The organism is Vibrio xiamenensis (genome assembly GCF_900100015.1).
In the GTDB taxonomy this organism is placed as follows: Bacteria; Pseudomonadota; Gammaproteobacteria; order Enterobacterales; family Vibrionaceae; genus Vibrio; species Vibrio xiamenensis.
In genome coordinates this window covers 24,580-48,075 of the sequence record NZ_FNDD01000029.1, presented here as the reverse complement: position 1 = coordinate 48,075, position 23,496 = coordinate 24,580, and the positions used below count along the sequence as shown (strand labels likewise).

At 48.8% G+C, this 23,496-nt stretch carries 15 protein-coding genes and 2 pseudogenes; 4 read left to right on the top strand and 13 right to left on the bottom strand.

Annotated features, from left to right (window positions below; translation table 11 throughout):
* Nucleotides 1–330: 330 nt before the first annotated feature.
* On the bottom strand, nucleotides 331–1,458 hold the full coding sequence (locus BLS03_RS19405; RefSeq protein ID WP_093277979.1) for an FAD-binding oxidoreductase: 1,128 nt from the start codon (nucleotides 1,456–1,458) through the stop codon (nucleotides 331–333).
* Nucleotides 1,459–1,923: 465 nt separating this feature from the next.
* Between BLS03_RS19405 and BLS03_RS19400 the strand changes: the two genes are divergently transcribed.
* Complete coding sequence (locus BLS03_RS19400) at nucleotides 1,924–3,204, top strand: aromatic ring-hydroxylating oxygenase subunit alpha (protein ID WP_093277965.1); 1,281 nt, start codon at nucleotides 1,924–1,926, stop codon at nucleotides 3,202–3,204.
* Between the two features lie 244 nt (nucleotides 3,205–3,448).
* Here the strand turns inward: BLS03_RS19400 and BLS03_RS19395 are convergent, their stop codons facing one another.
* The 9 genes from BLS03_RS19395 to gbdR form a co-directional block, all read right to left on the bottom strand.
* The gene (locus BLS03_RS19395) at nucleotides 3,449–3,676 is read right to left on the bottom strand and encodes a hypothetical protein (protein ID WP_093277963.1); all 228 of its coding nucleotides are present in this window, start codon (nucleotides 3,674–3,676) and stop codon (nucleotides 3,449–3,451) included.
* Between the two features lie 99 nt (nucleotides 3,677–3,775).
* The gene (locus BLS03_RS19390) at nucleotides 3,776–5,344 is read right to left on the bottom strand and encodes a BCCT family transporter (protein WP_425445120.1); all 1,569 of its coding nucleotides are present in this window, start codon (nucleotides 5,342–5,344) and stop codon (nucleotides 3,776–3,778) included.
* Nucleotides 5,345–5,597: 253 nt separating this feature from the next.
* Nucleotides 5,598–6,392: an electron transfer flavoprotein subunit beta gene (gene etfB / locus BLS03_RS19385; protein WP_093277960.1), complete on the bottom strand. Its 795-nt coding sequence runs from the start codon at nucleotides 6,390–6,392 to the stop codon at nucleotides 5,598–5,600.
* A complete protein-coding gene (etfA, locus tag BLS03_RS19380) occupies nucleotides 6,382–7,620 on the bottom strand; it encodes an electron transfer flavoprotein subunit alpha (protein WP_093277958.1) in 1,239 nt (412 codons plus the stop codon). The genes etfB and etfA overlap by 11 nt, the downstream gene beginning before the upstream one ends.
* A gap of 9 nt (nucleotides 7,621–7,629) precedes the next feature.
* On the bottom strand, nucleotides 7,630–9,669 hold the full coding sequence (locus BLS03_RS19375) for a (Fe-S)-binding protein (RefSeq protein ID WP_281241244.1): 2,040 nt from the start codon (nucleotides 9,667–9,669) through the stop codon (nucleotides 7,630–7,632).
* A gap of 13 nt (nucleotides 9,670–9,682) precedes the next feature.
* Nucleotides 9,683–11,746, bottom strand: a complete 2,064-nt coding sequence (gene dgcA, locus BLS03_RS19370; RefSeq protein ID WP_093277957.1) for a dimethylglycine demethylation protein DgcA — start codon at nucleotides 11,744–11,746, stop codon at nucleotides 9,683–9,685.
* A 130-nt stretch (nucleotides 11,747–11,876) separates the two neighbouring features.
* A complete protein-coding gene (locus tag BLS03_RS19365) occupies nucleotides 11,877–12,410 on the bottom strand; it encodes a DUF5943 domain-containing protein (protein WP_093277955.1) in 534 nt (177 codons plus the stop codon).
* Between the two features lie 124 nt (nucleotides 12,411–12,534).
* Complete coding sequence (locus BLS03_RS19360; RefSeq protein ID WP_093277953.1) at nucleotides 12,535–13,512, bottom strand: dipeptidase; 978 nt, start codon at nucleotides 13,510–13,512, stop codon at nucleotides 12,535–12,537.
* Nucleotides 13,513–13,835: 323 nt separating this feature from the next.
* Nucleotides 13,836–14,990 (bottom strand): choline metabolism transcriptional regulator GbdR, encoded by a 1,155-nt coding sequence (gbdR, locus tag BLS03_RS19355; RefSeq protein ID WP_093277951.1) that lies wholly within the window; start codon nucleotides 14,988–14,990, stop codon nucleotides 13,836–13,838.
* Nucleotides 14,991–16,202: 1,212 nt separating this feature from the next.
* On the opposite strand from gbdR, the gene BLS03_RS19350 reads away from it, so the two are divergent.
* On the top strand, nucleotides 16,203–17,786 hold the full coding sequence (locus BLS03_RS19350; RefSeq protein WP_093277949.1) for an RICIN domain-containing protein: 1,584 nt from the start codon (nucleotides 16,203–16,205) through the stop codon (nucleotides 17,784–17,786).
* A 263-nt stretch (nucleotides 17,787–18,049) separates the two neighbouring features.
* Nucleotides 18,050–20,050, top strand: coding sequence for a methyl-accepting chemotaxis protein (locus BLS03_RS26040; protein WP_093277947.1), 2,001 nt, complete (start codon nucleotides 18,050–18,052; stop codon nucleotides 20,048–20,050).
* An 88-nt stretch (nucleotides 20,051–20,138) separates the two neighbouring features.
* Here the strand turns inward: BLS03_RS26040 and BLS03_RS26225 are convergent.
* The 3 genes and pseudogenes from BLS03_RS26225 to BLS03_RS19335 form a co-directional block, all read right to left on the bottom strand.
* Nucleotides 20,139–20,561 (bottom strand): annotated as a pseudogene (locus BLS03_RS26225) (methyl-accepting chemotaxis protein); the annotation flags it as partial.
* A gap of 114 nt (nucleotides 20,562–20,675) precedes the next feature.
* A pseudogene (locus tag BLS03_RS26220) lies at nucleotides 20,676–21,443 on the bottom strand (PAS domain-containing protein); the annotation flags it as partial.
* Nucleotides 21,444–21,647: 204 nt separating this feature from the next.
* Nucleotides 21,648–22,571, bottom strand: coding sequence for a histone deacetylase family protein (locus tag BLS03_RS19335; protein WP_093277943.1), 924 nt, complete (start codon nucleotides 22,569–22,571; stop codon nucleotides 21,648–21,650).
* Nucleotides 22,572–22,744: 173 nt separating this feature from the next.
* Between BLS03_RS19335 and BLS03_RS19330 the strand changes: the two genes are divergently transcribed.
* Nucleotides 22,745–23,434: an SDR family oxidoreductase gene (locus BLS03_RS19330; protein WP_093278030.1), complete on the top strand. Its 690-nt coding sequence runs from the start codon at nucleotides 22,745–22,747 to the stop codon at nucleotides 23,432–23,434.
* The last annotated feature ends 62 nt before the right edge of the window (nucleotides 23,435–23,496 follow it).

Here is a 23,496-nt window from a genome sequence, read left to right as displayed (position 1 = left end):
TCCTTATGAAATATTGTTTTATAAATACAGCACCAATATTTCATACAGAAAAAACCGTAAAAGAACATCGCGTAGATTGGCTTATGATAATAAGCTCTCATCTTGACGACCACTGACGTAAAAGATTGTGATCGCTCAATCATTAACCACATCAAGTTTGAAATAAAAATCTTTTAATACAACAAGATAAAATCAAAACCTTCTCAGTAAAAGGGATGAAGAGTCAAACTAAACAAACGCTATTTTTATGACTCACACTACGGTAATAAAGCATGAAAAAGCCGAGCATTAGCTCGGCTTTGTTTATATCAGATTGAGTTAAATTAAAGATTAGAACTCAACTTTCACATTGGTAAGTGGCACGCTACAGCAAGAAAGAATATATCCTTCTTCAACATCTTCATCGGTAATACCGCCGTTGTGCGCCATTTCGACCTCACCTTCTACGCGTTTGACTTTACAGGTACCACAAATGCCCATCCCGCACGCTTTAGGTATATGAATCCCCGCTTTGGCTGCTGCGGCGTGCACGGTTTCACCCGGCGCCACCAGCGCGCTTTTATCAGTATCGATAAACATCACTTCTAGCAGTTCGCTAGGATGCATGGCTTCCGCGGCTTCTTCGGCGGCTTCCGCGTCTTGCGCTGCTTGCTCTTCAACGGTTTCCGGCGTCGCCCCAAACGACTCTTCATGATAGCGGCGCATATCAAAGCCATGACTTTCCAAAAGCGCTCGAACCGCTTGCATGTAAGGCGCTGGCCCACAGCAAAACACTTCGCGCTCAAGAAAATCAGGCACCATGATCTGCAGCTTGGCACTGTCAAAAAAGCCGCGATAACCAGCCCACTCTTGGCCCGATTCAATTCGCTCGCAAATCAAGTGCAAGTGAAAATTGGAAATTCGCGACGACATAAAATCCAGCTCGTGGCGAAATATGATATCGCGCGGCGTACGCGCGCTATGAACAAACACCATATCGATGTCGGTATTGGTATCGTATGCCCAGCGCGCCATCGACATCACCGGCGTAATACCTACGCCACCGGATAAAAACAGCGCTTTCTCTGACGGATAATCAATACTGTTGAACTGACCGACGGGCCCGTGCGCAGCCAGCTCCATGCCGACATCGAGATTGTCATGCAGCCAGTTAGACACCAACCCGCCAGGTACACGTTTCACGGTGATCGAAAAGCTGTATGGCACCGAAGGAGAGCTGGAAATGGTGTACGAGCGAAACACTTGTTCGCCGTTAATTTCAAGCTCTAAAGTGACAAACTGCCCGGGCTTAAAGAAGAACATAATCGGCTGCTCAGCCATAAAGCAGTAGGTGCGAGTATCCCACGTTTCTTGAATGGCTTTGACACAGCGAACCACGTGACGACCATTACTCCAAGTTTGAGTGGTCACAGGCATGAACGCGTCGTTATTAACAACGGAAATATTGGCGTTGCTCATCTGGCTCGCTCCTATCGAGACGGAGAAAATGCGTGGCTAAGCGAGTTCACACTGAAACCAACACAGTCCTTAACTAATACAATCCTTTGCACACCGATGCTTGTGCTTTGACTTGGTCATCGATATCGGCAAATAGCACTTAATCCGACCGAAACCTGATCCGACCGAAACCAAGTAGAGATTGCGCTTATTGTTCAATGGACGGCGGCGCAGCATTTGTCTTTTCACGACATTAACTTATCCAAAAACTCCCACTTAAAGAATTTTCATCATCGCTTGTTTCAAAGCCTGCGGTTTTATGTCTCAAACAGCATGGTTTTATGTCGCGAACAGAATCGTCAATATCATTACAGATAGGCAGGATATTGGCTCAAACACCTTCCCCATAACCTGTGGTTAGGGGTAAGTCGTTGAAGCACGGACGCCCATTCGGGCAGATACATTGAACACGGGAAGATAGCTCAAATGACACAAAACGATTTGCTTAACCTCAACTACTCCTGCATCGACAGCGCACGAGAAAACATGACCCGCTTACTTGAGGAGCGTGATGCTAATTATTCACTGCCGCAACCTCTATACAACGACCCTTACCTGTTTCGCATCGATATGGAAGAGGTGTTTCAGAAGGAGTGGTTGTTTGTCGGTATGAGCAGTGAGATTCCAACCAAAGGCGACTATTTCACCGTCGAAATCGGCCAAAACCCAGTTCTTATCGTGCGCGCTGCCGATGGCTCGGTAAACGCGTTTCACAACACCTGCCGCCACCGCGGTTCACGTATTTGCCTTGAACATCGTGGCAAAGTCGCCAACTTAGTCTGTCCGTATCACCAATGGACCTATGACACCAAAGGCAACCTGTTGTTTGCAGGCACTGAAATGGGTGACGGCTTTGACATGAAGCAGCACGGCCTTAAAGCGGCACAGTGCAAAGTAGCCGGTGGATTTATCTTTATCTGCCTGTCTGACCAAGCCCCAGAAAATGACTTTGAAGAGTTTCTCGCTACCCTTGAGGAATACATGGAACCCTATGATGTCGACAACACTAAGCTGGCGGTTGAGTCCAACATGTATGAAAAAGCCAACTGGAAGCTGGTGATTGAAAACAACCGCGAGTGCTACCACTGTGCGGGCAGCCACCCAGAACTGCTTAACACCCTGCTTGAATGGGACGACACTAACGACCCACGCGCGCCGCAAGATTTCCTTGATTACTACGCCACCCAAGCCGCGGCGTGGGATGCAGAAAACATTCCTCACCAGCATAAATCGTTTGGTCATCGTAACCGTATTGTGCGCATGCCACTCAAACAAGGCACCGAAGTCATGACCATTGACGGCTCGCAAGGCTGCACCAAATTGCTCGGTCGAATCAAAAACCGTCAGCTTGGCTCGATGCGTATTCTGCATTTACCCAATTCTTGGAACCACATGCAAAGCGATCACTTTATCGTGTTCCGCGTGTTGCCAATTTCTGCGCAAGAAAGCTTGGTGACCACCAAATGGTTTGTGCACAAAGACGCGGTTGAAGGCGTTGACTACGACCCTGAGCGCCTACGCCAAGTGTGGGATGCCACCAATGACCAAGACCGAGTTTTAGGCGAAGAGAACCAACGCGGCATTAACTCACTGAGCTATCAGCCAGGCCCTTACTCCACTACTTACGAGTTTGGCGTGATCAATTTCCTTGATTGGTATTCACAAAGTGTACTCAGCACAATTAGCTCATTCAGCAAAACCAAATAGTGCTGATTATACCCGTCTTACTTGAAGCTGCAGCGGTGTTGGCTATGTTCGTTCACCCCAATCACATAGTTATCTATGCTCATGGGGCCTCACTCACTTGCCGCCTACCTGCAACTCCAAGTACTTTGGGTATAGAAGCGTGCTGATAAATAAAAAGTTGTGTTTTTCACTGTTTGCCTCGCTCTCGCGAGGCTTTTTTATTAGGCTAAGCAGCAAACAGAAATGTCGGCCACCACGCCCGCATTTATCTGCGAGCCATTAACTGCGCCACTTGTGGCAGCACTTCTGCATTGTCTGCAAGTTCTCTATTCGCGCGGTCAAAGGCCGTGAGCTGCTCGCTCGATGCCTTTTGTAACCAGCAAGACAACGCCTGCTGCACTTGCTCAAAATCGGCGCGGGGTGCAACCTCAACGCCAAGTTCGATTAACTTGGCGCTAAAATCCTCTAAATCCACCAAATTAGCGTACATCATAACAACATCCTTATCTTGATACTCAAGCGCTTAAACGACAATATCGCGGCTTACCGATATGATGGCAAGCCGCGATGGTTTTGATGCTAAATTTGTGGGTTAGTTTAACTCTTCGCGCAGTCCGCGATAGAGGCTAAAGCACATCAAAATCAGCACCACAGTAAATGGTAAACCGGTGGTAATCGCGCCAGCTTGCAGCGCGGTTAACGCCTCGTTACCCCCGCCAACCAGCAGCGCACATGCAATCACCCCTTCAACCGATGCCCAGAACAAACGTTGCGGTACGGGCGCATCCAACTTGCCGCCGGCGGTAATGCTGTCAATCACCAGCGAGCCAGAATCCGATGAGGTGACAAAGAACACCAGCACCAACACAATACCCACCACAGAAAGAAAACCGCTCAGTGGTAAATTCTCAAACATTTGGAACATCGCCTGCGCGACATCGCTGATACCGGTTGCCAGTTGACCAATACCGTTGCTGGCTTGCTCCATGGCCGTACCGCCCATCACCGCCATCCATACTATGGTCACGACGGTTGGAATCAGTAGTACTGCAATCACAAACTCACGCACGGTGCGACCTTTGGATACTCGAGCGATAAACATGCCGACAAACGGTGACCAAGAGACCCACCACGCCCAATAAAATACCGTCCAACCGTGAAACCAAGTACTGTCGTCACGGCCAATCCAATTCGACAATGGAATGATGTTTTCCACATAACTGGCGGTAACTGTGCCAAGCGAGGCGAAAATACTCAGCGTTGGACCAACGACAATAAGCAACGCAATCAAAGCTGCGGCAATCACCATGTTGATATTACTGAGTATTTTTACTCCACCGTCCAATCCGCGGGCAACCGAAAACATCGCAATTGCCGTCACCACAATGATAAACCCAACTTGAGTGGTGAGATCATTGGCAACACCAAACAAAAAGTTCAGACCACTGGCGGCTTGTTGAGCCCCAAGGCCAAGTGAGGTCGCCAAGCCGAAAATCGTTGCCAGCACCGCCAAAATATCAATCACGTGACCAATTGGCCCCCAACAACGATTGCCAAGTAAAGGGTAAAATGCAGAGCGAATGGTGAGTGGCAAACCTTTGTTATAAGCGAAAAATGCCAGCGCGAGACCCACAACCGCATAAATAGCCCATGGGTGTAATCCCCAGTGGAACATGGTAGCGCCGAGCGCAAGCTCTCTGCCCGCTTCGGTGCGCGCCGCAACATTAAGCGGTGTGCCATACCAATCGGTGTAATACGCCACCGGCTCGGCCACACTCCAAAACATCAGGCCAATCCCCATGCCCGCAGCAAACAGCATCGAAAACCACGACAGGGTCGAGTAATCTGGCGTCGCGGTTTCACCGCCAAGGCGAATTTTGCCAACCGGTAGAACGATGAGCGCCAAGCAAAACAGCACGAACAGGTTACAGCCGATCATAAACAGCCAGTCAAAATTTTCGATTGACCAGGTTCGCGCCCCCATCAACAGTGTTTTGCTGCCAGCTGGGAACAGCAGGGTCATAACGATAAACAGCAGGATCAAGCCTGCTGAAATACCAAATACCGGATTATGAACATCAAGTCCAAGCAACTTTACGTTATCTTGACCCACCACATAATCGGTAGCATATGGGCCTTTGCGCGGTGCACCGCGGCCAATGGCTTTGTTGTGTAACACGTCTTTCATTAGTGTCTCTCCTGAGATTTTCACCCGGCGTTATTTGCGCGCAGGTGAAAAGAACTTCCTATTGTTTACTTGAAAAAACAGCCTTACTTAAATAAACGGGTTTACCTATAAGAATCATTCAGTTAACTAAATGATTTACTACGATAAATGTCATCCCTCGCAGCGAGAGATGACGAGCGACTCAAAGTGATTTAGCGCGTAAAGCCAACGAGCAACCCAATGCCGTTTAACGCACCACGCCCTCTTCAAGCAGCAAATCAAAGACCGCCTGCGCCATCTCACCAGCGGGCATATCCCGCAGCACTTGCCCGCTGCTGCTGGCGGATTTTTGGGTCGCGGCTTTAAGGCGATCAGCCGCTGATTTAGCTTTGACCACTTTGAGCCGTTTCGGCCGATTACGCGCCGGGCTCCACTGCCAGTCGAGCGCTTCGCTATCGACCAGCGCAGCATGAATCTGTTCGATGTCAATCTTGGCTCGGCTTCCGCTGCCAAACGCACTTTGCCGCGGCGCGGCGGCGGCCATATCGACGCTGGCGACAAACGGCAATGGCACTTTAAGCTTGCGCCGCTGACCGCGTGGCTGAGCTTGCAATACCTCGGCAAAGCCATTTTCAATACAGAGCACTTGAGCAATCCCACTCACTACAGTGCAGCCTAAACATTCGCCAAGCAGATACGGCAACATGCCCGATGACTCGCCGCGCTCGGCGCGCACGCCAGTGAAAATGATGTCGGGGAGATCGGAGGAAAAATAATGCAACAAGCTATTGAGCACATCGTCGTACTCACCTTGCTCAATCACGCGCAGCGAATCGAGCCCCATGCCAGCATAACTGCGTAGCGCTTGATCATAAGGGTCACCGACATGCAGCACTTGCAATTCAGCGGGGGCTAACTCAAGCCCCATTTCTACCGCTCTGGCATCGGTTGGCGCGCGGCGTGCACGCTCCGAACTGGGATGCTGACCGATGGAAACCAACACACAAACACTCAATTCAGGTTCAGATGGGTTATGCGGCATGACGAGCCTCCTGTTGACGATAGGCTTCAATAAGCGCCACCAGTTCGCGCATGACTTCACTGCTGTCAGCAATGACACTCAGCGCAGCGCGTTTAACCATGTCGCAGCCTAAATCGGTATTGATCGCGATGACTTTATCGCAGCCGCCGATGCCTTGCAGATGTTGCACTGCACCGGAAATGCCAACCGCCACATATACCCTTGCAGTTACCCAAGTGCCGGTTGCGCCGACTTGGCGCTCACGCGGCATATGGCCGTCGTCGACCGCTACGCGGCTCGCTCCTTCCGTGGCGCCGAGCACTTTGGCGGTTTCATGAAACAGCGACCAATCGTGTACGCCGTTGCCAGCGGACAAAATGAATTCCGCTTCGCCAAGGGCGATGGTACTGGGGTCGACATCGATAAAGCCAAGATCGTGGATTTTCGAGTCCAAATCAGGTGTTTTAGCAAGGCTTATTGGCAGCGCTTGATGACGGGTTTCATCAATCGGCATCGCGCACTCTTCCAGCATTAGCAGCACTTTTGGGGTGTCGCGTTCCACATCGAGTAAACCCGCAGCGCCGCGACCAATACAGCGTTTACTGTCGGCGCGCCATACTTGCGTCGCCGGGCGTACGCCAATCCGCGCGCTAAAGCGGCGACCCAACTCATAACCCTCGCCGCTGCCATCGGGAAACAACCAAAAGGTTGCCACCAGCTGCGCTTCCAACTCTTCCAGTAGTGCCACTTTGCGCTCGGGCACATAACCTTGAAACTCAGAACCCGTAATGTGCAGCAGGCGATCCACTCCGGCATCGGCAAAGCGATCTTCGCGATGCTCACCAAACACCACCGCCAATACCGCGCATTCGCCATCCAAATGTTGACTCATTTGCTGCGCTTGACCCAGCAAGTCCAAATCATGGCTCGTCAAACGCCCGCCAATCATATCGGGAACCACCACAATAAATTGGTCCGGATTATACACTTGATATGGCGTGCGCAGCGGTTCTTGGCTCGCAGCCTGACGGCGTACACTGCCAAGATTTATCGGCTGAGACAGATTACTGCGGTCGATACGCTTTAAGCCATTTGGACCGATAAAGCCTTGGCCGTGAACATTGCGGCGCAAAAGCCCAGTTGGACCAAACACCTTGCCGGTATTGCTGGTCAGCGCTTGATGCTCGGGGTGAAGACGGTTACGCGCAATCCATTCAAGGCGTGGGTTACGGCGAATTATGTCACTCATCACTCTCTCCTATGCGTTCGCCGTCTGGCTTGTCGAGTAGTCTGCCGCGCGGCTCGCCACAAGTTCGGCGGTTTTGGCTGCGGGCTGGGTTTTGGGCGTGTTTTTCGCCGTCACCGGCGCTATCTGCACGGTGTCATCTTGGCTATCTTCCACCAGCGCCTCTGCCACCATTTCTGCAATGTCTTTGACTTCAGGGCGCGGTTCGACGACCCCTTCGAGCATCGCGGTGCATTGCTGACAGCCCACCGCGACCATTTCTGCGCCAGTGGCGCGAATGTCGTCCATGCGCATATCGGCAATGCGGCGCTCGCCAGGGATATCGGTAATCGGTGCACCGCCACCGCCGCCGCAGCAACGTGAACGAAAACCACTGCGCTCCATTTCAACCAACTCAATACCAAGTGCGCCAAGTAACTCACGCGGCGAGTCGTATTCACCGTTGTATCGTCCCAAATAACATGGATCGTGATAGGTGACTTTGGCCGTTTTGATTGGATTGAGCGTGATTTTGCCTGCTTTGACTAAACGGTTGATAAAGGTGGTGTGGTGCAGCACTTCATAATTTGGCTTCTCACCGCTTGGGTAAAAATCCGGATATTCGTTTTTCAAACAATGAAATGCGTGCGGATCGGTGGTGACAATTTGCTTAAATTGATAACGGCTAAGCGTTTCGATATTGCGCTTCGCCAAGCGCTGAAATGTAGCGTCATCGCCAAGGCGACGAGCCAAGTCACCACTGTCGAGCTCTTCATCGCCAAGCACGGCAAAGCTGACCTTGGCGCGCTTAAGCACTTTAACAAACGCGCGTAAAATCCGTTGGCTACGCATATCAAACGCGCCGTCAGAGACCCAAAACAGCACCTCGGCTTGCTGAACCTGTTTCATCAGCGCTAACTCTTGGTCCGCCGCCCAGTTCATGCGATGGCTAGGATTCAAACCGCCGGGGTTGTCGGTCACTATCAAATTTTCCAGCACTTCGGCACCTTTATTTGGCGTGGCGCCTTTTTCCAGCGTCAAAAAGCGGCGCATATCGACGATGGCATCGACGTGCTCAATCATCATTGGACACTCTTCAACACAGGCGCGGCAAGTGGTGCATGACCACAGCGTTTCGTTTTTAATCAGCCCTTCGGTGATCACTTTATCGGTGCCGCCGCAGGCGCTGCCAACGCTTTGCCCCGGATACGGACTGCCGGCGTATTTGGCGTCGGTTCCGCCCGCAAGCCCAACCACCATATCTTGGATCAGCTTTTTCGGGTTGAGTGGCTGACCAGCGGCGAACGCCGGGCACATGGCTTCACATTTACCGCACTGCACGCAAGCATCAAAGCCCAGCAGTTGATTCCATTTAAAATCTTTGGGCTTTTCAACGCCGAGTTTTTGCCCGTTTAGGTCGAGCGCTTTCAGCCCAGTCGAGCGACCACCAGCAAAACGTTCTGGGCGGCGATGAAACGCAAGGTGCAAAGCACCGGCAAACGCGTGCTTCATCGGTCCGCCCCATGCCATACCAAACAGTAATTCGCCAAGGCCTATCACCACCCCAAGAGTGAGAATGGCGGTGATGACGCCGTTACCAAAATGCTCTGGCAGTACGCCAGCGCTGGGTAAAGTGAGAATAAAAAACGTCACCGAAAAGGTCAGCAGGCTTTTTGGCAAACGCATCCACGGCCCTTTGGAAAGACGCGCGGGAGGATTGAGGCGGCGCTTGAACACAAAGCCTGCACCAACGGTCATCAGCGCAAGGGATGCGAGCAGCGCGATGCTAAGCCACTGCGCCGTTAAGCCAAACAGATGCACCGCAAGGATCAGCAGCATCGACAGCACAAAGCCACCAGCGGTTGCCACGTGCGTGTGGGACATCATTTTATCGCGCGACACCACGTGGTGCAGGTCGACCAAATAGCGTCTTGGCATCGCCATTAAGCCTTTGACCAAGGCGACAGGCTCAGGTTGACCGGCGCGCCATAGGCGAATACGCCGAACCATACCAAGCACTGCGAGCGCAATCACTGCCACCAGCAGGGTGGGAATTAACCAGTCAAAAATCATTGCCGCCCCTTAACTACAAGTCTTTACACAGGCGCAATGCGTCGTAAATGGCAGCATGAGTGTTACGCTGTGATACGCAGTCACCAAGGCGCCATAAAATCATGCCCTCGCCCGATTCGCTCAGTACCGGCTGTGGTTTGGCGGCAAACAGCGATTCATTATCGATTTGACCACCGTTGCGCGATTGCGCTTTGAGTTGGTAATACAGCGCTTCGTTTGGACGAGTGCCGTTTTCCACCACCACTTGATCGACCACACGCTCTTCTCTTTGTCCGGTGTATTCGTTTTCCAGCACGGCGACCAGTTTGTCACCTTCGCGATAGACTTTCTCCAGCATCAAATCTGGGGTCATAATGACTTCTTTTTCATACAGGCTGCGGTAATAGGTCGGGAAAGTCGTACCGCCGATGCCGATGCCCGGCTTGATGTCGTCAGTCACCAACTCGACCAGCGCGCCTTTAGAGGTTAAATAATCCGCCGCCGACATACCGGAAAACTCGCAAATGGTGTCGTAAATCAGTACGTTTTTGCCCGCTTCAACAGTGCCGTTGAGAATGTCCCAGGTCGAGACCACCAACCCCTCTTTAGCCCCCCAGTTTGGGTTTTGCTCAAGGAAAGGCGTGCCGCCGGTAGCGAGAATACACACATCCGGGTTAAGCTCTGCGATCATCTCAGCGTTAACTGTGGTATTGAGCAGCACTTCGACCCCGAGGCGGTCAACTTCCATCGCCAACCAACGGGTAATGCCCGCCATCTGATCGCGCTGCGGCGCTTTGGCCGCAATGGTGACTTGTCCGCCAAGTTCGCTGTTTTTCTCTAGTAACGTGACTTTGTGGCCGCGCTCAGCAGCAACGCGCGCCGCTTCCAATCCTCCCGGGCCGCCGCCAACGACGACCACATTGCGAATTTGACCTGAGGTCTTTTCGATTTGATGGGGCATGCCCATATATTCACGCGACGTCGCGGCATTTTGAATACACAGCACGTCAAGGCCCATGTATTGACGGTCAATGCAGTAGTTGGCCCCGACACATTGGCGAATTTGGTCAACTTGATTGAGTTTGATTTTGGTGATCAAATGCGGGTCCGCGATATGGGCGCGGGTCATGCCGACAAAATCGACATAGCCTTGTTCTAAAATTCGTTTGGCCTGATTGGGATCTTTGATGTTTTGCGCGTGAATCACCGGCACCGACACCACCTCTTTAATACCCGCGGCAAGGTGAATAAACGGTTCTGGCGGGTAACTCATGTTTGGAATTACGTTTGCCAGTGTATTGTGGGTATCACAACCTGAGCCGACCACGCCAAAATAATCGACCATGCCAGTGGCATCGTAGTAGGCGGCGATCTGTTTCATGTCGTCATGATTAAGACCATCAGGATGGAACTCGTCACCGGCGATACGCATGCCGACCACGAAATCGTCACCCACTGCGGCGCGTACCGCTTTGAGCACTTCCATGCCAAAACGCATACGGTTTTCAAAACTGCCGCCCCACTGGTCGCTGCGTTGGTTAACACGTGGAGACCAGAATTGGTCAATCATATGTTGATGCACGGCTGACAGTTCAACGCCGTCAAGACCGCCCTCTTTAGCGCGCACTGCCGCTTTAGCAAAATCGCCCACCACACGCCAGATGTCCTCTTCCTCGATGACTTTACAGGTGGCGCGGTGCACCGGTTCACGAATGCCTGAAGGCGACATCAAGTTCGGCCAGTTTTCACCGTCCCAACGCGAGCGACGCCCCATGTGGGTAATTTGAATCATGATTCTGCCGCCATGCTTGTGCACCGCATCCGCCAAATTTTGAAAATGCGGAATAATTCGATCGGTGGACAAATTAACCGAGCTCCACCAGCTTTGCGGACTATCAATCGCCACCACGCTGGAGCCACCACAAATGCACAGCCCGCAGCCGCCTTTGGCTTTCTCTTCGTAATATTTGACGTAGCGCTCGGTGGTCATACCGCCATCGGTGGCATAAACTTCGGCGTGCGCGGTACTGACGATGCGATTACGTATGGTCAGCTTGTTGATGTTCAACGGCTGAAACAGAATATCGAACTGCGACATGGTTCACTCCAACTGGTGTAATTAGGGTCTGTTGGTTCTATGCTCATCAGGCCCGGAGCTTGAGGCTTCCTTCTCAAGCTCGAATAAAACAGGGTTACAAATAAAATGTTGTTATTAGCAGGCTTGCGGTTTAATCAAGTGGCGAGACTTCAAAAACGCCGTACTCACACGCCGCTTCTGCGCCGCTTTGAATTTGCTCAGCTTTAGTGCGCACGCTGTAACCTAGGCTTTCGGCGATCTGATCCATGGCGCCAGCAAACCAGCCAGTAAACATGTAATCAACTTTGCGCCCGACCTTGCCGTATTGATAAACAAACGCCGAATGCTCAAGACGAATACGTGCACAGCCTTGTTTTAAATCGAGATTTTCGATAACAAAAAAGCCCCAGCCACGCTGAGAAATACGCGTCATATAGTGTTCAAATACCGCTTCACCGCTGATTCCATGAAGTTCGGCTTCTTTTTCACACCAGTAATACGCCGATTTGTAACCGGCATCGTAAAGCAGCTCAGCGTAGCGCTCAGCGCCGATCTCTTTTTCAATCGCGATGTGGTTGTTGACGAAAAAGTGACGTGGCACATACAGCATCGGTAGTGCGTCGGTGGTCCAAACGCCGGTTTCGTCGTCGACAACAATCGGCATTTCAGGTGCGTGTCCAGCCATAACAATTACTCCATAATTCGGTCAGCTGACCTTGTGATTTGATTTCGCAGTTCGGCGCTATCCTTGCCGAATGTATTGATAACCCATCGATTAGTTAACCAATCGAGGCGCTAGCGAATAGCCATTATTCGCCCCATACGTCGGCTAATACGCGTACCCAGTTTTCACCCATGATTTTGCTGACTTGGCGTTCACTGAAACCGCGACGCAGAAGTGCATCGGTAAGGTTTGGAAACTCACCAAGGGTACGAATGCCTTCAGGGTTAATGATTTCGCCAAACCGAGTTAAGCGGCGAGCATAGCCTTTGTCGTGAGTCAGCCACTCAAAGAAGGCTTCATCTTGGCCTTGCGTAAAGTCGGTACCGATACCGATTTGGTCTTCACCCACCAAGTTGTAGATGTACTCAATCGCTTCAACGTAATCTTCAATTGAGGAATGGATACCGTTTTTCAAAAACGGCGCGAACATGGTGACCCCGACAAAACCGCCGTGATCGGCAATGAATTTGAGGTCTTGATCGGATTTATTGCGCGGATGATCTTTAAGCCCGCTTGGCAAGCAGTGCGAATAACAGACCGGTTTTTTCGACGCCAGAATCACTTCTTGTGAGGTTTTGGCACCAACGTGAGAGAGGTCGCACATCACACCGACACGATTCATTTCGGCAACGATTTCATGACCAAAGCCGGACAGCCCGCCATCGCGTTCATAACACCCGGTGCCAACCAGATTTTGGGTGTTGTAACACATCTGCACAATGCCGATGCCAAGGTCTTTAAACACTTGCACATAGCCGATTTGGTCTTCATAAGCATGCGCATTTTGAAAGCCCATCATCACGCCAGTTTTACCTTGCGCTTTGGCGCGGCGAATATCGTCAGTACAGGTGACTTTTAGAATCAAGTCGCTGTTGTCATCAATCAGTTGGTTCATGGCCGAGATGTTGTTAACGGTATTTTGAAAGCCTTCCCACACCGAAACCGTGCAGTTGGCCGCCGTGATACCGCCGCGGCGCATGTCTTCAAATAGCGCGCGATCCCATTTCGCAATCACCAAACCATCGATTACGATCGACTCTTCATGCAATTCACTTGCGTTCATCTTTTCACCTGTCCTTAGCCTAACTTTCTTGCAGTAAAGTCAGGATAAAAAGAAAGGCTATCGGTCAATGTTCCAAAAGCGTCACCGACAAAACCCAAAGCGTAGTGCGGACAAAAAGCCGATTGCATGCGGTGCACAGCGAGGCAGCCTAAGCGACATCAACAAATCCGTCGAGGAAGAAAACACGAACTAGCAGCCGAGAAATACGGCATATATGGATGGGAAAAACAGCGCAAAAACGACAAAATTGCGCCATAAAAAACGCCGCCTATTCCCTATAGAGAACAGACGGCGCGCACGATCAAAAATTCTTTATCTATTGGTTAAACGGCAACCGAACCATAAGTGGGTTCAAATTGCGCCTCAACCAGGGCTCGAATAGATTTAGACTGATGTGCGGGAGAGGTAAAAGGTTCTGGCATATCTAGCGCGTTGAGGCTGGCCGCCATCGGCACCACCACTCGTTCGCGACTTGCCATGGTGTAACTTTGGCTTTGACCGCTGCGCTCTTCACGCGGCGGAATACCGATGTGCAGGCGATAACATTTGCTAAAGTGCGGCGAAGAAACAAAGCCGCACGCCATCGCAATCTCAATGATCGACATCGACGTTTGTTTAAGCAGCTGGCGCGCGCGAAATAGACGCAGTTTCAAATAGTATTTGGAAGGTGGGCACTGAAGGTATTTTTGAAACAAGCGTTCAAGCTGGCGACGGGACAAACCGACATAGCTGGCAAGCTCGTCAAGCTCGATGGTTTCTTCAATATTGGCTTCCATTAAGGTAATCGCTTCAACCAATTTAGGCTGCGCGGTACCAAGCACATGTCGCAATGGCACACGCTGAAAATCCGATTCACTGCGCACTCGGTCGCAAACAAACATCTCTGAAATACTTGAGCTGAGCTGATGACCAAAATCACGCTTGATCATATACAGCATCATATCCATTGGCACCGAACCGCCGCTGCAGGTCATGCGGTCACGATCCACCACGAACAATAAATTGGTACAGCGCACTTTTGGATACGCCTCTTGCAACGCAGCAATACACTCCCAGTGCGCGCTGCACTGATAACCATCCAGCAGGCCTGCCACCGCCAACAGATATGGACCTGTGCACACCCCTCCTAACTGGGTATGTTTACGGGCCATCGATTGTACCCAAGCCATCTGCTTGCGGGTATAACTGCGTGTGATATTAACGCCACCGACGACAATCAGGGTATCGATATCCGGTACCCCTGCCATGGAACAATCGGGCGTCACATTGACGCCATCACTGGCGGTAACAGGCTCGCCTTCTTCACTAATGGTGTACCAATCATAGAGATCACGACCACTTAGCTGATTAGCCATTCGTAATGGCTCTACCGCTGAAGCTAGCGCGATCAGGGTAAAATTATCCAGCAGTAGAAAACCGACGCGACGTACTTTTCCTTGTACTGCTGACGTTTGAAGCGAATTTGTAAACTCTGACATTGGCACACACCTCTATTATTGTCATTTTTTAAAGGATACCGTTTACACCTACACAACGTTTGCAACCATCCTTGTAACAAAATAGCAATATATGTGCCCTTCTCCGAAAATCGACTTTGAGACAGGGTAAAAATGTCGCAAATAGAACCTTAACTGCCGCGATTGACTCATTTTTGAAGCAAACTTTGATAAAATTTGCAGCCCAAAGCGCTTAATAAACAACAGGTTGCATAAATTAACTTGCTGATAAACTGCTCAAATTTGCACCGTTTTAATTCACTGCAATACTCATCTGGTTAATTTTCAATCAACTCAATAAGTTCAAGCACTCGCGTGCTGTGCTAGAGCGCATATCACGACCACAGATGATTCCTGACTCGCACCAAAATCTATAAAAGTAACTGATTTATATAAATAAAATAAAAATTTATACAATTGCACCACATTAGAGCGTTAACTCAGTTTGATGAGCAAAGCACGCCATTGATCATTCACTCTGTCGCGAACAATTTAAAACCGTGCTTGCCTACTATATGTCTGTCTACTCATCATGTCTGTCTACTCATCGGTGGCATGGTTGCTTACAACCAAACTGGCTAACTTTATATCATCAAGCAACTTCATATCGACAAACTACTTCATATAGATAAGTAACGTTATATCGACAAATAGAGTGCTGCACCGCAACCAACACGACCACGAAAAAAATAACCGAGTGAAAAAAATAGTATTTCATGTGCTGCAACTTCCTCTGTTTTATTATTACTTCTCTCACTAAATCTATTTTTTTTGAAATAGTGATTTAATTTACATAATAAAATTTATTCGCATGATGTTTTATTGCTCTCAACATTTAATCTTGCTCACAATTTCATTATTTATCCGCGTGCGAAAAATCACCAAAATAATAACTCTATCAATGTAGACATTTAAATTTATGCCTTACTCCACAATGAGTTGCAGAGTCAAAGCAAAGTGACGCGGTGCTTTTTTGATCAGTCCACCAATTCTGATTTTAAACCTATCGATATGACAAATATTTTACATCAATAAGTATCATAATTTTTATAAATTGACCTACAATGCATTCGCGAGATTTATTCCCCACTCTCGCAAACCTATATTTATACAGCACAGCGTAGTGAAGTAGTGAGGCAATTTAATGACCCACTTAACCATTCGCAGAAATGGCTTAAACTAGGAAATTTAATAATGGAATTAATAAGAAAAATACGTCGATGGCATAAGCACTTAGCTTTTATATTGGTTGCTTTTACCAGTTTTGCCGCCAGTGCAGAAAACTGTACGGTCACCCCAACATCTGGCAACACCTATTCAATTATTAACCGTGGCTCGGGCCTTGCGCTCGATGTTAATACCTCAGACACCAGTGACGCACCCAACGTCATCACTTATGAATATTGGGGCGGCACCAACCAGCAGTTCGTGCTCACTCAAGACAGCGATGGCTACTGGGTCATCAAATCAAGTTATAACAGTAAAGTGCTGGATGTGTTGAACTCATCGACCTCCAACGGCGCCAACGTATTGGTATACGAAGATTGGGAAGGCGACAACCAACGCTGGTCACTCAAAGCATCGTCATCAGGCGGCTTTAATATCGTGAATAAAAACAGCGAAATGTCGTTAACTGTTGAAGGCTCAGACAACGAAGACAACGTATACCAGAATGAAGATGCGGCGGGCAGTTCACAGCGCTGGTACATCAACCCAATTTCAGGGTCATGTGAAAGTGAATCAGATGATGATTTGGTCGGTTTTGCAGCGCAGTCTGGTGATGATGGTTTGTCTACCACCACAGGTGGCGGTAGCACCACAGCTATCACTGTCACGACTTGCGATGATTTGAGCGATGCGCTTTCTTCATCTAGCGCAGCCGTGATTCAAATCCCCGACGGCACCACCATTGACTGTCACACCTCAGATCGCACTGTAGCGACATGCCCGCTTGACTGCGCAGATTGGGGCGACGATGGTAAAACTTGGTATCGAGTTCCAGTGGGTAGCCAAACCTGTACCGAGCTTGGTAGCGACTCTGATGATACCGTCAACGTGACTCGTAACGAAACCACTTTGACTGTCGGTTCAAACAAAACCTTAGAAGGTCTTGGCAGCAGCTCGACCATTTCAGGAGCAAGTTTGAACATCAATGGTCAAACCAACGTCATTATTCGTAACCTAACCATTAAAGACATCAACCCAGCCTTAGTTGAAGCAGGTGACGGTATTTCAGTTGATGATAGTTCCCACGTTTGGATTGACCATGTCGCGTTTAGCGAAATCAGTGATGGATATGTGGATGTTGGCGATAGCCAAAACGTCACGCTAAGTTGGAACCGCTTCTATGGCTACAACGAGCAAGTGTGTGCCAACCAACACTGGTACACCAACTTAGTTGATAACTCGCAAGTGACCTTCCACCACAACTTCTGGGATACCGCCGCTGGCCGTAACCCGAAAGTGGATGGTGAAGATGCGCGCGTGCACCTATTCAACAACTACTGGAAAGACATCACTTACTTCTCAATTGGTGGTGATGACAGCGCAGAAGTTTTGGTTGAAAACAACTACTTCGAAAACAGCGCTAAACCGCACTGGAATATTGGCGATGCCTACTTTGATGCCTCAGACAACACCTACACTGGCGTCTCAGCCACTGACCAATACAAAGACAGCGGTTCGACTGTGTTTAGTGACATCGATATGTACTCCTACTCACTCGAAGATCCAAGCGAGTTAGGGGATGAAGTTGATGGCGGTACAGGCCCTCAATAACCAACTCCGTTTCGAATGCAAGGCAGCGCACATTGCGCTGCCTTTTTGATCATCCCGCCTCAACAATCTGAATTTTAAATAAATCTTACTTTAGCCTTTGCTAATAAATTTATAAAATGGCGTTCTTGGCACTATCCATTACTCTTTAACTAAGCCAATAAAAACCTATCAGTGATATTTACTCACATTATTCTAATAAACACTCTTTTTTGATTGATTTATGGCCGCTTAGACGGTCAATCGGGAATATTAAGGATGCAAGCATGTTGTTTAGAAAAAAAACCGCGGCCAAGCGGGTAAAATCCGCCGAACGCGTTTCTGCTACTCACTTTATCACCAGCGCTCAGATTTCAGCGCCCAACTTACAAACCTTGGACGTCGATGGCGGTACTGCCATCGTGCTAGCGTTTGTTTCACCGCATTGCGCTTTTGCCGAGGTCAGCAAAAAACTCAAGGCTGCGATGCCCTTTGCAAAACACGTTATCTCGGTGATGACTGCTGGGGAACTCGGCGCTAAAGGCGATAAGCTATATCACGACACACCCAATTCATGGGACGGTATTGTACTGCACAGCTTTTCTGAACGTATTTTTAGCCAGCTGTCGATTCATAGTGTTTCACTGTTTAATCAAGACACACCGAACCAAAGCGATTTGGCAAATGCCTCAACGCAGCGAATCAAAAAAATCCAAACTGAGCTTGAGCGCATTCAGGTGCCGTTTGCTATCGACAGCAAAAATACCCTTGCTCTCACCTACTTTGATGGCGTCACAGGTTGCGAAGACTTTTTTACTCAAGCCCTTTATCGCAGCAAACGCTTCCCGTGTTATTTCATTGGTGGTAGCGCCGGTGGCAAACTCGACTTCCAGCAAGCCGATGTCGCCCTTGACGGCCAAATTCAAAAAGGCAAAGTGCTTCTATGCTTTGCCAAAATCGGCGCAGACTATCGCTACGGTTTAATGAAAAGTCATAACTTTGAACCGACCGGCAAAGGCTTTGATGTGGTGGACTTCAATCCGTTTACCCGCACTTTGCATACTGTCCTCGATGACAATATGAACTTAGTCACGCCCGCACAGTGGTTAGAAAACCACTTTCACTGTTCGTCCTCTGAACTGGCGAACAAACTCAATAAATATTCCTTTGCTATTGATATTGAAGGGGATTTATTCATTCGCTCGGTCGCCAACATTAACCCAGACGGCAGCTTAGCGTTTTTCAGTGATTTCAGCTTTGGCGAGCGACTGCTGTTAGTAAAAGCCAAAGATTTTGCCGAATCGACCACTCGTGACTACAAAACCTTTATGCAAGGCAAACCTAGTAAACCGGTGGCCTTTATCGCCAACGACTGTATTTTGCGCCGCTTAAACAACAGCGATAAACTCAACCAAGTTTCGACCTTTGATGGTGTCTGCTTATCGGGTTTTTCAACCTTTGGGGAATTCCTTGGCGTGCACCAAAACCAAACCATTACCTCTGTAGGCTTTTTTAAAGTCAATGAAGGTCAAAGCTTTAGTGACGACTACGCCGATAATTACCCTTTTCACCTTGCCTCTTTTATCAACTATTATCTGCGTGCGAAATTGGTCAGCGAACAAAAAATCAATGCCCTGCAAGCCAGCGTCATAACCTCAATGAAAGACATTTATCCGCAGTTGCAATCAACCACAGCTCAACTGCAAACCAGCGCTGAACAAGCGTCGCACGCCGCAGGACAGCAAAAAGACCTCGCCAAACAGTTCACTGTGTTTATGGACCAGGTCAATCACCAACAATCTCAGCGTCAGAATTTGCTTGAGGACATGAATAAACTCAAAAACAGTGCCGATCGCATCGTTAACATCGTGCAATCCATCAGTGGTATTGCCGAACAAACCAACTTACTGGCGCTCAATGCCGCCATCGAAGCAGCCCGCGCAGGTGAAGCCGGACGCGGATTTGCAGTCGTCGCCGACGAGGTACGAGCGCTATCCAAACGAACTCAGTCGAGTGTTCAAGAAACCACCCAGACCATTGAGCAAGTGACAGGCTCAATTGATGATATCGCCCAAGGCATCGATAGCATCAACAGCGTGTTAAGTGTGATTGAATCCGAATCGGCGAAGTTTAGCCAAGACCTCACCGTTCTGGCACAAAACTCGCAAAATACCGCATCGATGGCTGAAAGCGACATTGCCCGCGCCGACGCTACCCAGCAAAACATCGAGCATATTGAACAAGAAACCGCACTGATCGACACCTTAAGCCAATTCGCCAAACGCTAAGCGCACGGCTTAAAACAACAAAGCCTCTCTATTGAGAGGCTTTTTCGCTAATGCGGTTTAAGACAAGACTCATTGAGTCTGTCACGATTTAAATCGATAAACGCTTCACGGTATCAACGACTTTTCCGGCGTCTTTTTCGATGTCGTCAATAACGCCTGCGATTTCGTTAGTTTGCTGCTCACCTGTGGCTGATTTTTCGCAGACCACTTTAATTTGCTCGTCTATCTTAGCGGTGATTTCACTGTTTTTATTAATCACAGCGGTAATTTCTGCGGTTGATTCCGAGGTGCGCGCCGCCAATTTACGCACTTCGTCAGCAACCACTGCAAACCCGCGGCCTTGCTCACCAGCACGCGCTGCCTCAATCGCCGCATTCAGAGCAAGTAGATTGGTTTGCTCTGCGATACCGCTAATGGTAGAAATGATCGCTTCAACGCTGCGCGACTGATTATTCAGGTTATCAATCATCAGTGACACTTGCTCTACCGCGCGATTGATCTCAATCGAATTAGACAATAGATTCTCTATCGAACGTTTGCCTTCTCGCGCGCTGGTTTCGGTCTCTTTGGCAATGCTTAGCGACGTATGCGCAGCATCGCGCACTGTCATCGCCTGCTCGACTCGTTCAGTGATATCGCTGGCCATTTTGATAATCCGCACCACTTCGTTTGCGTGGTTATAAACAGGGTTATAAGTCGCCTCAAGCCAGATACGTTTTCCATAACGGTCAACGCGCTGAAATAATCCAGTTTGAAATTTACCTTTCGCAAGTTCTTGCCAAAAATTCGGATTCTTCTCATAGAATTCACTATCGCAAAACATGCGATGATGCTTGCCTTGTATATCGGATAACTTGCTATATCCCATACATTTTAGGAAATTACTATTGGCATCGAGAATGTGGCCATCTGGCGTAAATTCAATCACCGCTAGAGAATGCTCAATGGCGTTTTGCTCTGCGGTTACACGCTCAAGCTGAACTTGTTCTTCGGTCACATCTGACGCCACTTTAACCACTGAAATCACTTTGCCACGACTATCTTGAATCGGTAAATAAGTTGCCGCAAGCCACACGGCTTTGTCGGCTTTATTTTTACGAATAAAACGCCCCTCTTGCGGATGGCCTTTAGCAAGGTTATCCCAAAGCTTTTTATATTCTGGCTTGGCGGTATCTTCTGGAAAACACAACACGCGGTGATGCTCACCTTTCACTTCATCGAGCGAATACCCCATCACATCTAGAAGCAGCTCATTGGCATACACAATGTGCCCGTCCGGAGTAAACTCAATGAACGGTACTTTGGTTTTGATTGACGAATTAAAGGCGTTGAGAAGCAGCAATTGTTGCTCTAATTCCTCAACCCGTTTGGTGAGTTTTTTGCTGTTAAACATGAAATCTCCCGCAAGAATGCATATCCATAAACGCCTGTCCGCTGAAACTAGGTCTTACACAAGAATAGAACAGTCAGCGATTTTTGCTGTGGTGATAAAGTGTTCGCTAATGTACTAATTTTTTTAACAATAAAACAGCAAATAGTTCATTTTTAAATGGATTGATTACATCAAAAGGTTAATAGTGAGCTTGTAACCATTGGCTTATTCTACGCAAATTTGATGCGCTGCATGGATTAAATTCAGATGCAAAGGAACCAAACTGGCGTGATTGTCTCGATAGCCGCCCCCAACCACACAGGCAATAGGACAATCGTGTTGCTTAGCAAGCGCAAACATAAAACAATCTCGTTCAAACAGCGCTTCACTGCTGACGTTTAAATAACCCAATTCGTCGTCTTGATGGATGTCTACGCCTGCATCGTAAAGGATAAAATCGGGCTGATAGAGCGCCACCGCCGTACTCACTGCAGAGGTGAATTGCTGTAAAAATTCGTCGCTGCCGGTCTCTCTCGGCAAAGAAATATCGATGGTGGAATTCGGCTTGCGCGCAGGAAAATTTTTGTCGCAATGAAAAGAGAGCGTAATAATATCTTGGCGATTGGCACATAAGGTCGCAGTGCCATCGCCATGATGCACATCGCTGTCGACAATCAGCACTTTTCCAATATGCGGCAAGCTCAGTGCATGTTGGGCAGCCAACACCAAATCGTTAAACAAGCAAAACCCGCTACCAAAATCATAATGAGCATGGTGATAACCGCCACTTAAGTGGATAGCAACGCCGTGTTCTGCTGCCAACTGCGCGGTTAAACACGTTCCTCCAGCCGACATTAAAGTGCGTTCAATTAAGCGCTCACTCCACGGAAAACCAATGCGACGCATCTTAGCGGCAGGAAGCTCACCGCGAACTAAAGCATCGACATAGTCTGCGTCATGCACGCCTTTTACTGCATCTAGGCTAAGTGGTTGCGGCTCAAAAAACTCAAACTGCCCAGCCCAACTGAGATCGTTTTGCTGTTGCTCGCACACCGCTTGGTAGAGCAAACCATATTTACTGATCGGATAGCGGTGTTTCGCGGGCAAAATCAATTGCGAATATATTGAATGGTAAATCAGTGGAATCATTGCACTCTTCAATCGGTTTAATACTCAAATAGTATTCATATAAATCAGTTAGTTACTACAGATAAGGTTTTGTTCTAATCCTACAGCCAAACTGTGAACCGGGCTTTACCTACGGTTTGCGTTTCGCTTTCAAGCCGCGCAAAATAGACCATAATAAGTGCGAAAAGGAGTCCATTATGAACCGCGTATTTATTACAGGCGCGAATCGAGGCATCGGTTTTAGCCTGACTCAACAATATCTTAAAAAAGGCTGGCATGTACATGCTACCTACCGCGACCTAGATAACTCAGCGGCGCTCATCGACCTTGCCGAACATTCCCCTAATCTCACCTGCCACCAACTTGAGGTTACCGATTATACGGCGCTACCAGCACTCGCATTGCAACTTCCTGCGCTGGATTTGATCATCTGTAACGCTGGCTACTACGGGCCGAAAAATTATGGCTTTGGTCATACTGATGTCGAGGAATGGCGCAAAGTGTTTGAAATCAATGCCATTGCACCGCAAAAATTAATTGAAGCCTTTTATCCGCTACTTGAACAAGGCGAACTAAGGAAAATTGCCTGTATTTCATCCAAAGTCGGTAGCATGACCGAAAATACCGCCGGCGGCGGTTATCTGTATCGCTCATCCAAAGCCGCGCTTAATTCGGTAGTCAAAAGTTTAAGTAATGACCTCAAACCAGTTGGCGTCACCGTACTTGCCCTCCACCCGGGCTGGGTGAAAACCGATATGGGCGGCAAGAATGCAAGCATAGACACTCAAACCTCAGCACTGGGTTTAATCAAGGTTATCGATAGCAGCACACTCGAACAATCCGGACAATTTATTAACTATGACGGCACGCCGCTGCCTTGGTAAGCTTTCATCTTCAAAAAACGGTTATCAATAACAGTGATTAAAAAGCCAGCATATTTCGCTGG

Coding starts and splice junctions, on each gene's coding strand:
- BLS03_RS19405 (WP_093277979.1), bottom strand. CDS start 1,458: ATGAGCAACGCCAATATTTCCGTTGTTAATAACGACGCGTTCATGCCT.
- BLS03_RS19400 (WP_093277965.1), top strand. CDS start 1,924: ATGACACAAAACGATTTGCTTAACCTCAACTACTCCTGCATCGACAGC.
- BLS03_RS19395 (WP_093277963.1), bottom strand. CDS start 3,676: ATGATGTACGCTAATTTGGTGGATTTAGAGGATTTTAGCGCCAAGTTA.
- etfB (WP_093277960.1), bottom strand. CDS start 6,392: ATGCCGCATAACCCATCTGAACCTGAATTGAGTGTTTGTGTGTTGGTT.
- etfA (WP_093277958.1), bottom strand. CDS start 7,620: ATGAGTGACATAATTCGCCGTAACCCACGCCTTGAATGGATTGCGCGT.
- BLS03_RS19375 (WP_281241244.1), bottom strand. CDS start 9,669: ATGATTTTTGACTGGTTAATTCCCACCCTGCTGGTGGCAGTGATTGCG.
- dgcA (WP_093277957.1), bottom strand. CDS start 11,746: ATGTCGCAGTTCGATATTCTGTTTCAGCCGTTGAACATCAACAAGCTG.
- BLS03_RS19365 (WP_093277955.1), bottom strand. CDS start 12,410: ATGGCTGGACACGCACCTGAAATGCCGATTGTTGTCGACGACGAAACC.
- BLS03_RS19360 (WP_093277953.1), bottom strand. CDS start 13,512: ATGAACGCAAGTGAATTGCATGAAGAGTCGATCGTAATCGATGGTTTG.
- gbdR (WP_093277951.1), bottom strand. CDS start 14,990: ATGTCAGAGTTTACAAATTCGCTTCAAACGTCAGCAGTACAAGGAAAA.
- BLS03_RS19350 (WP_093277949.1), top strand. CDS start 16,203: ATGGAATTAATAAGAAAAATACGTCGATGGCATAAGCACTTAGCTTTT.
- BLS03_RS26040 (WP_093277947.1), top strand. CDS start 18,050: ATGTTGTTTAGAAAAAAAACCGCGGCCAAGCGGGTAAAATCCGCCGAA.
- BLS03_RS19335 (WP_093277943.1), bottom strand. CDS start 22,571: ATGATTCCACTGATTTACCATTCAATATATTCGCAATTGATTTTGCCC.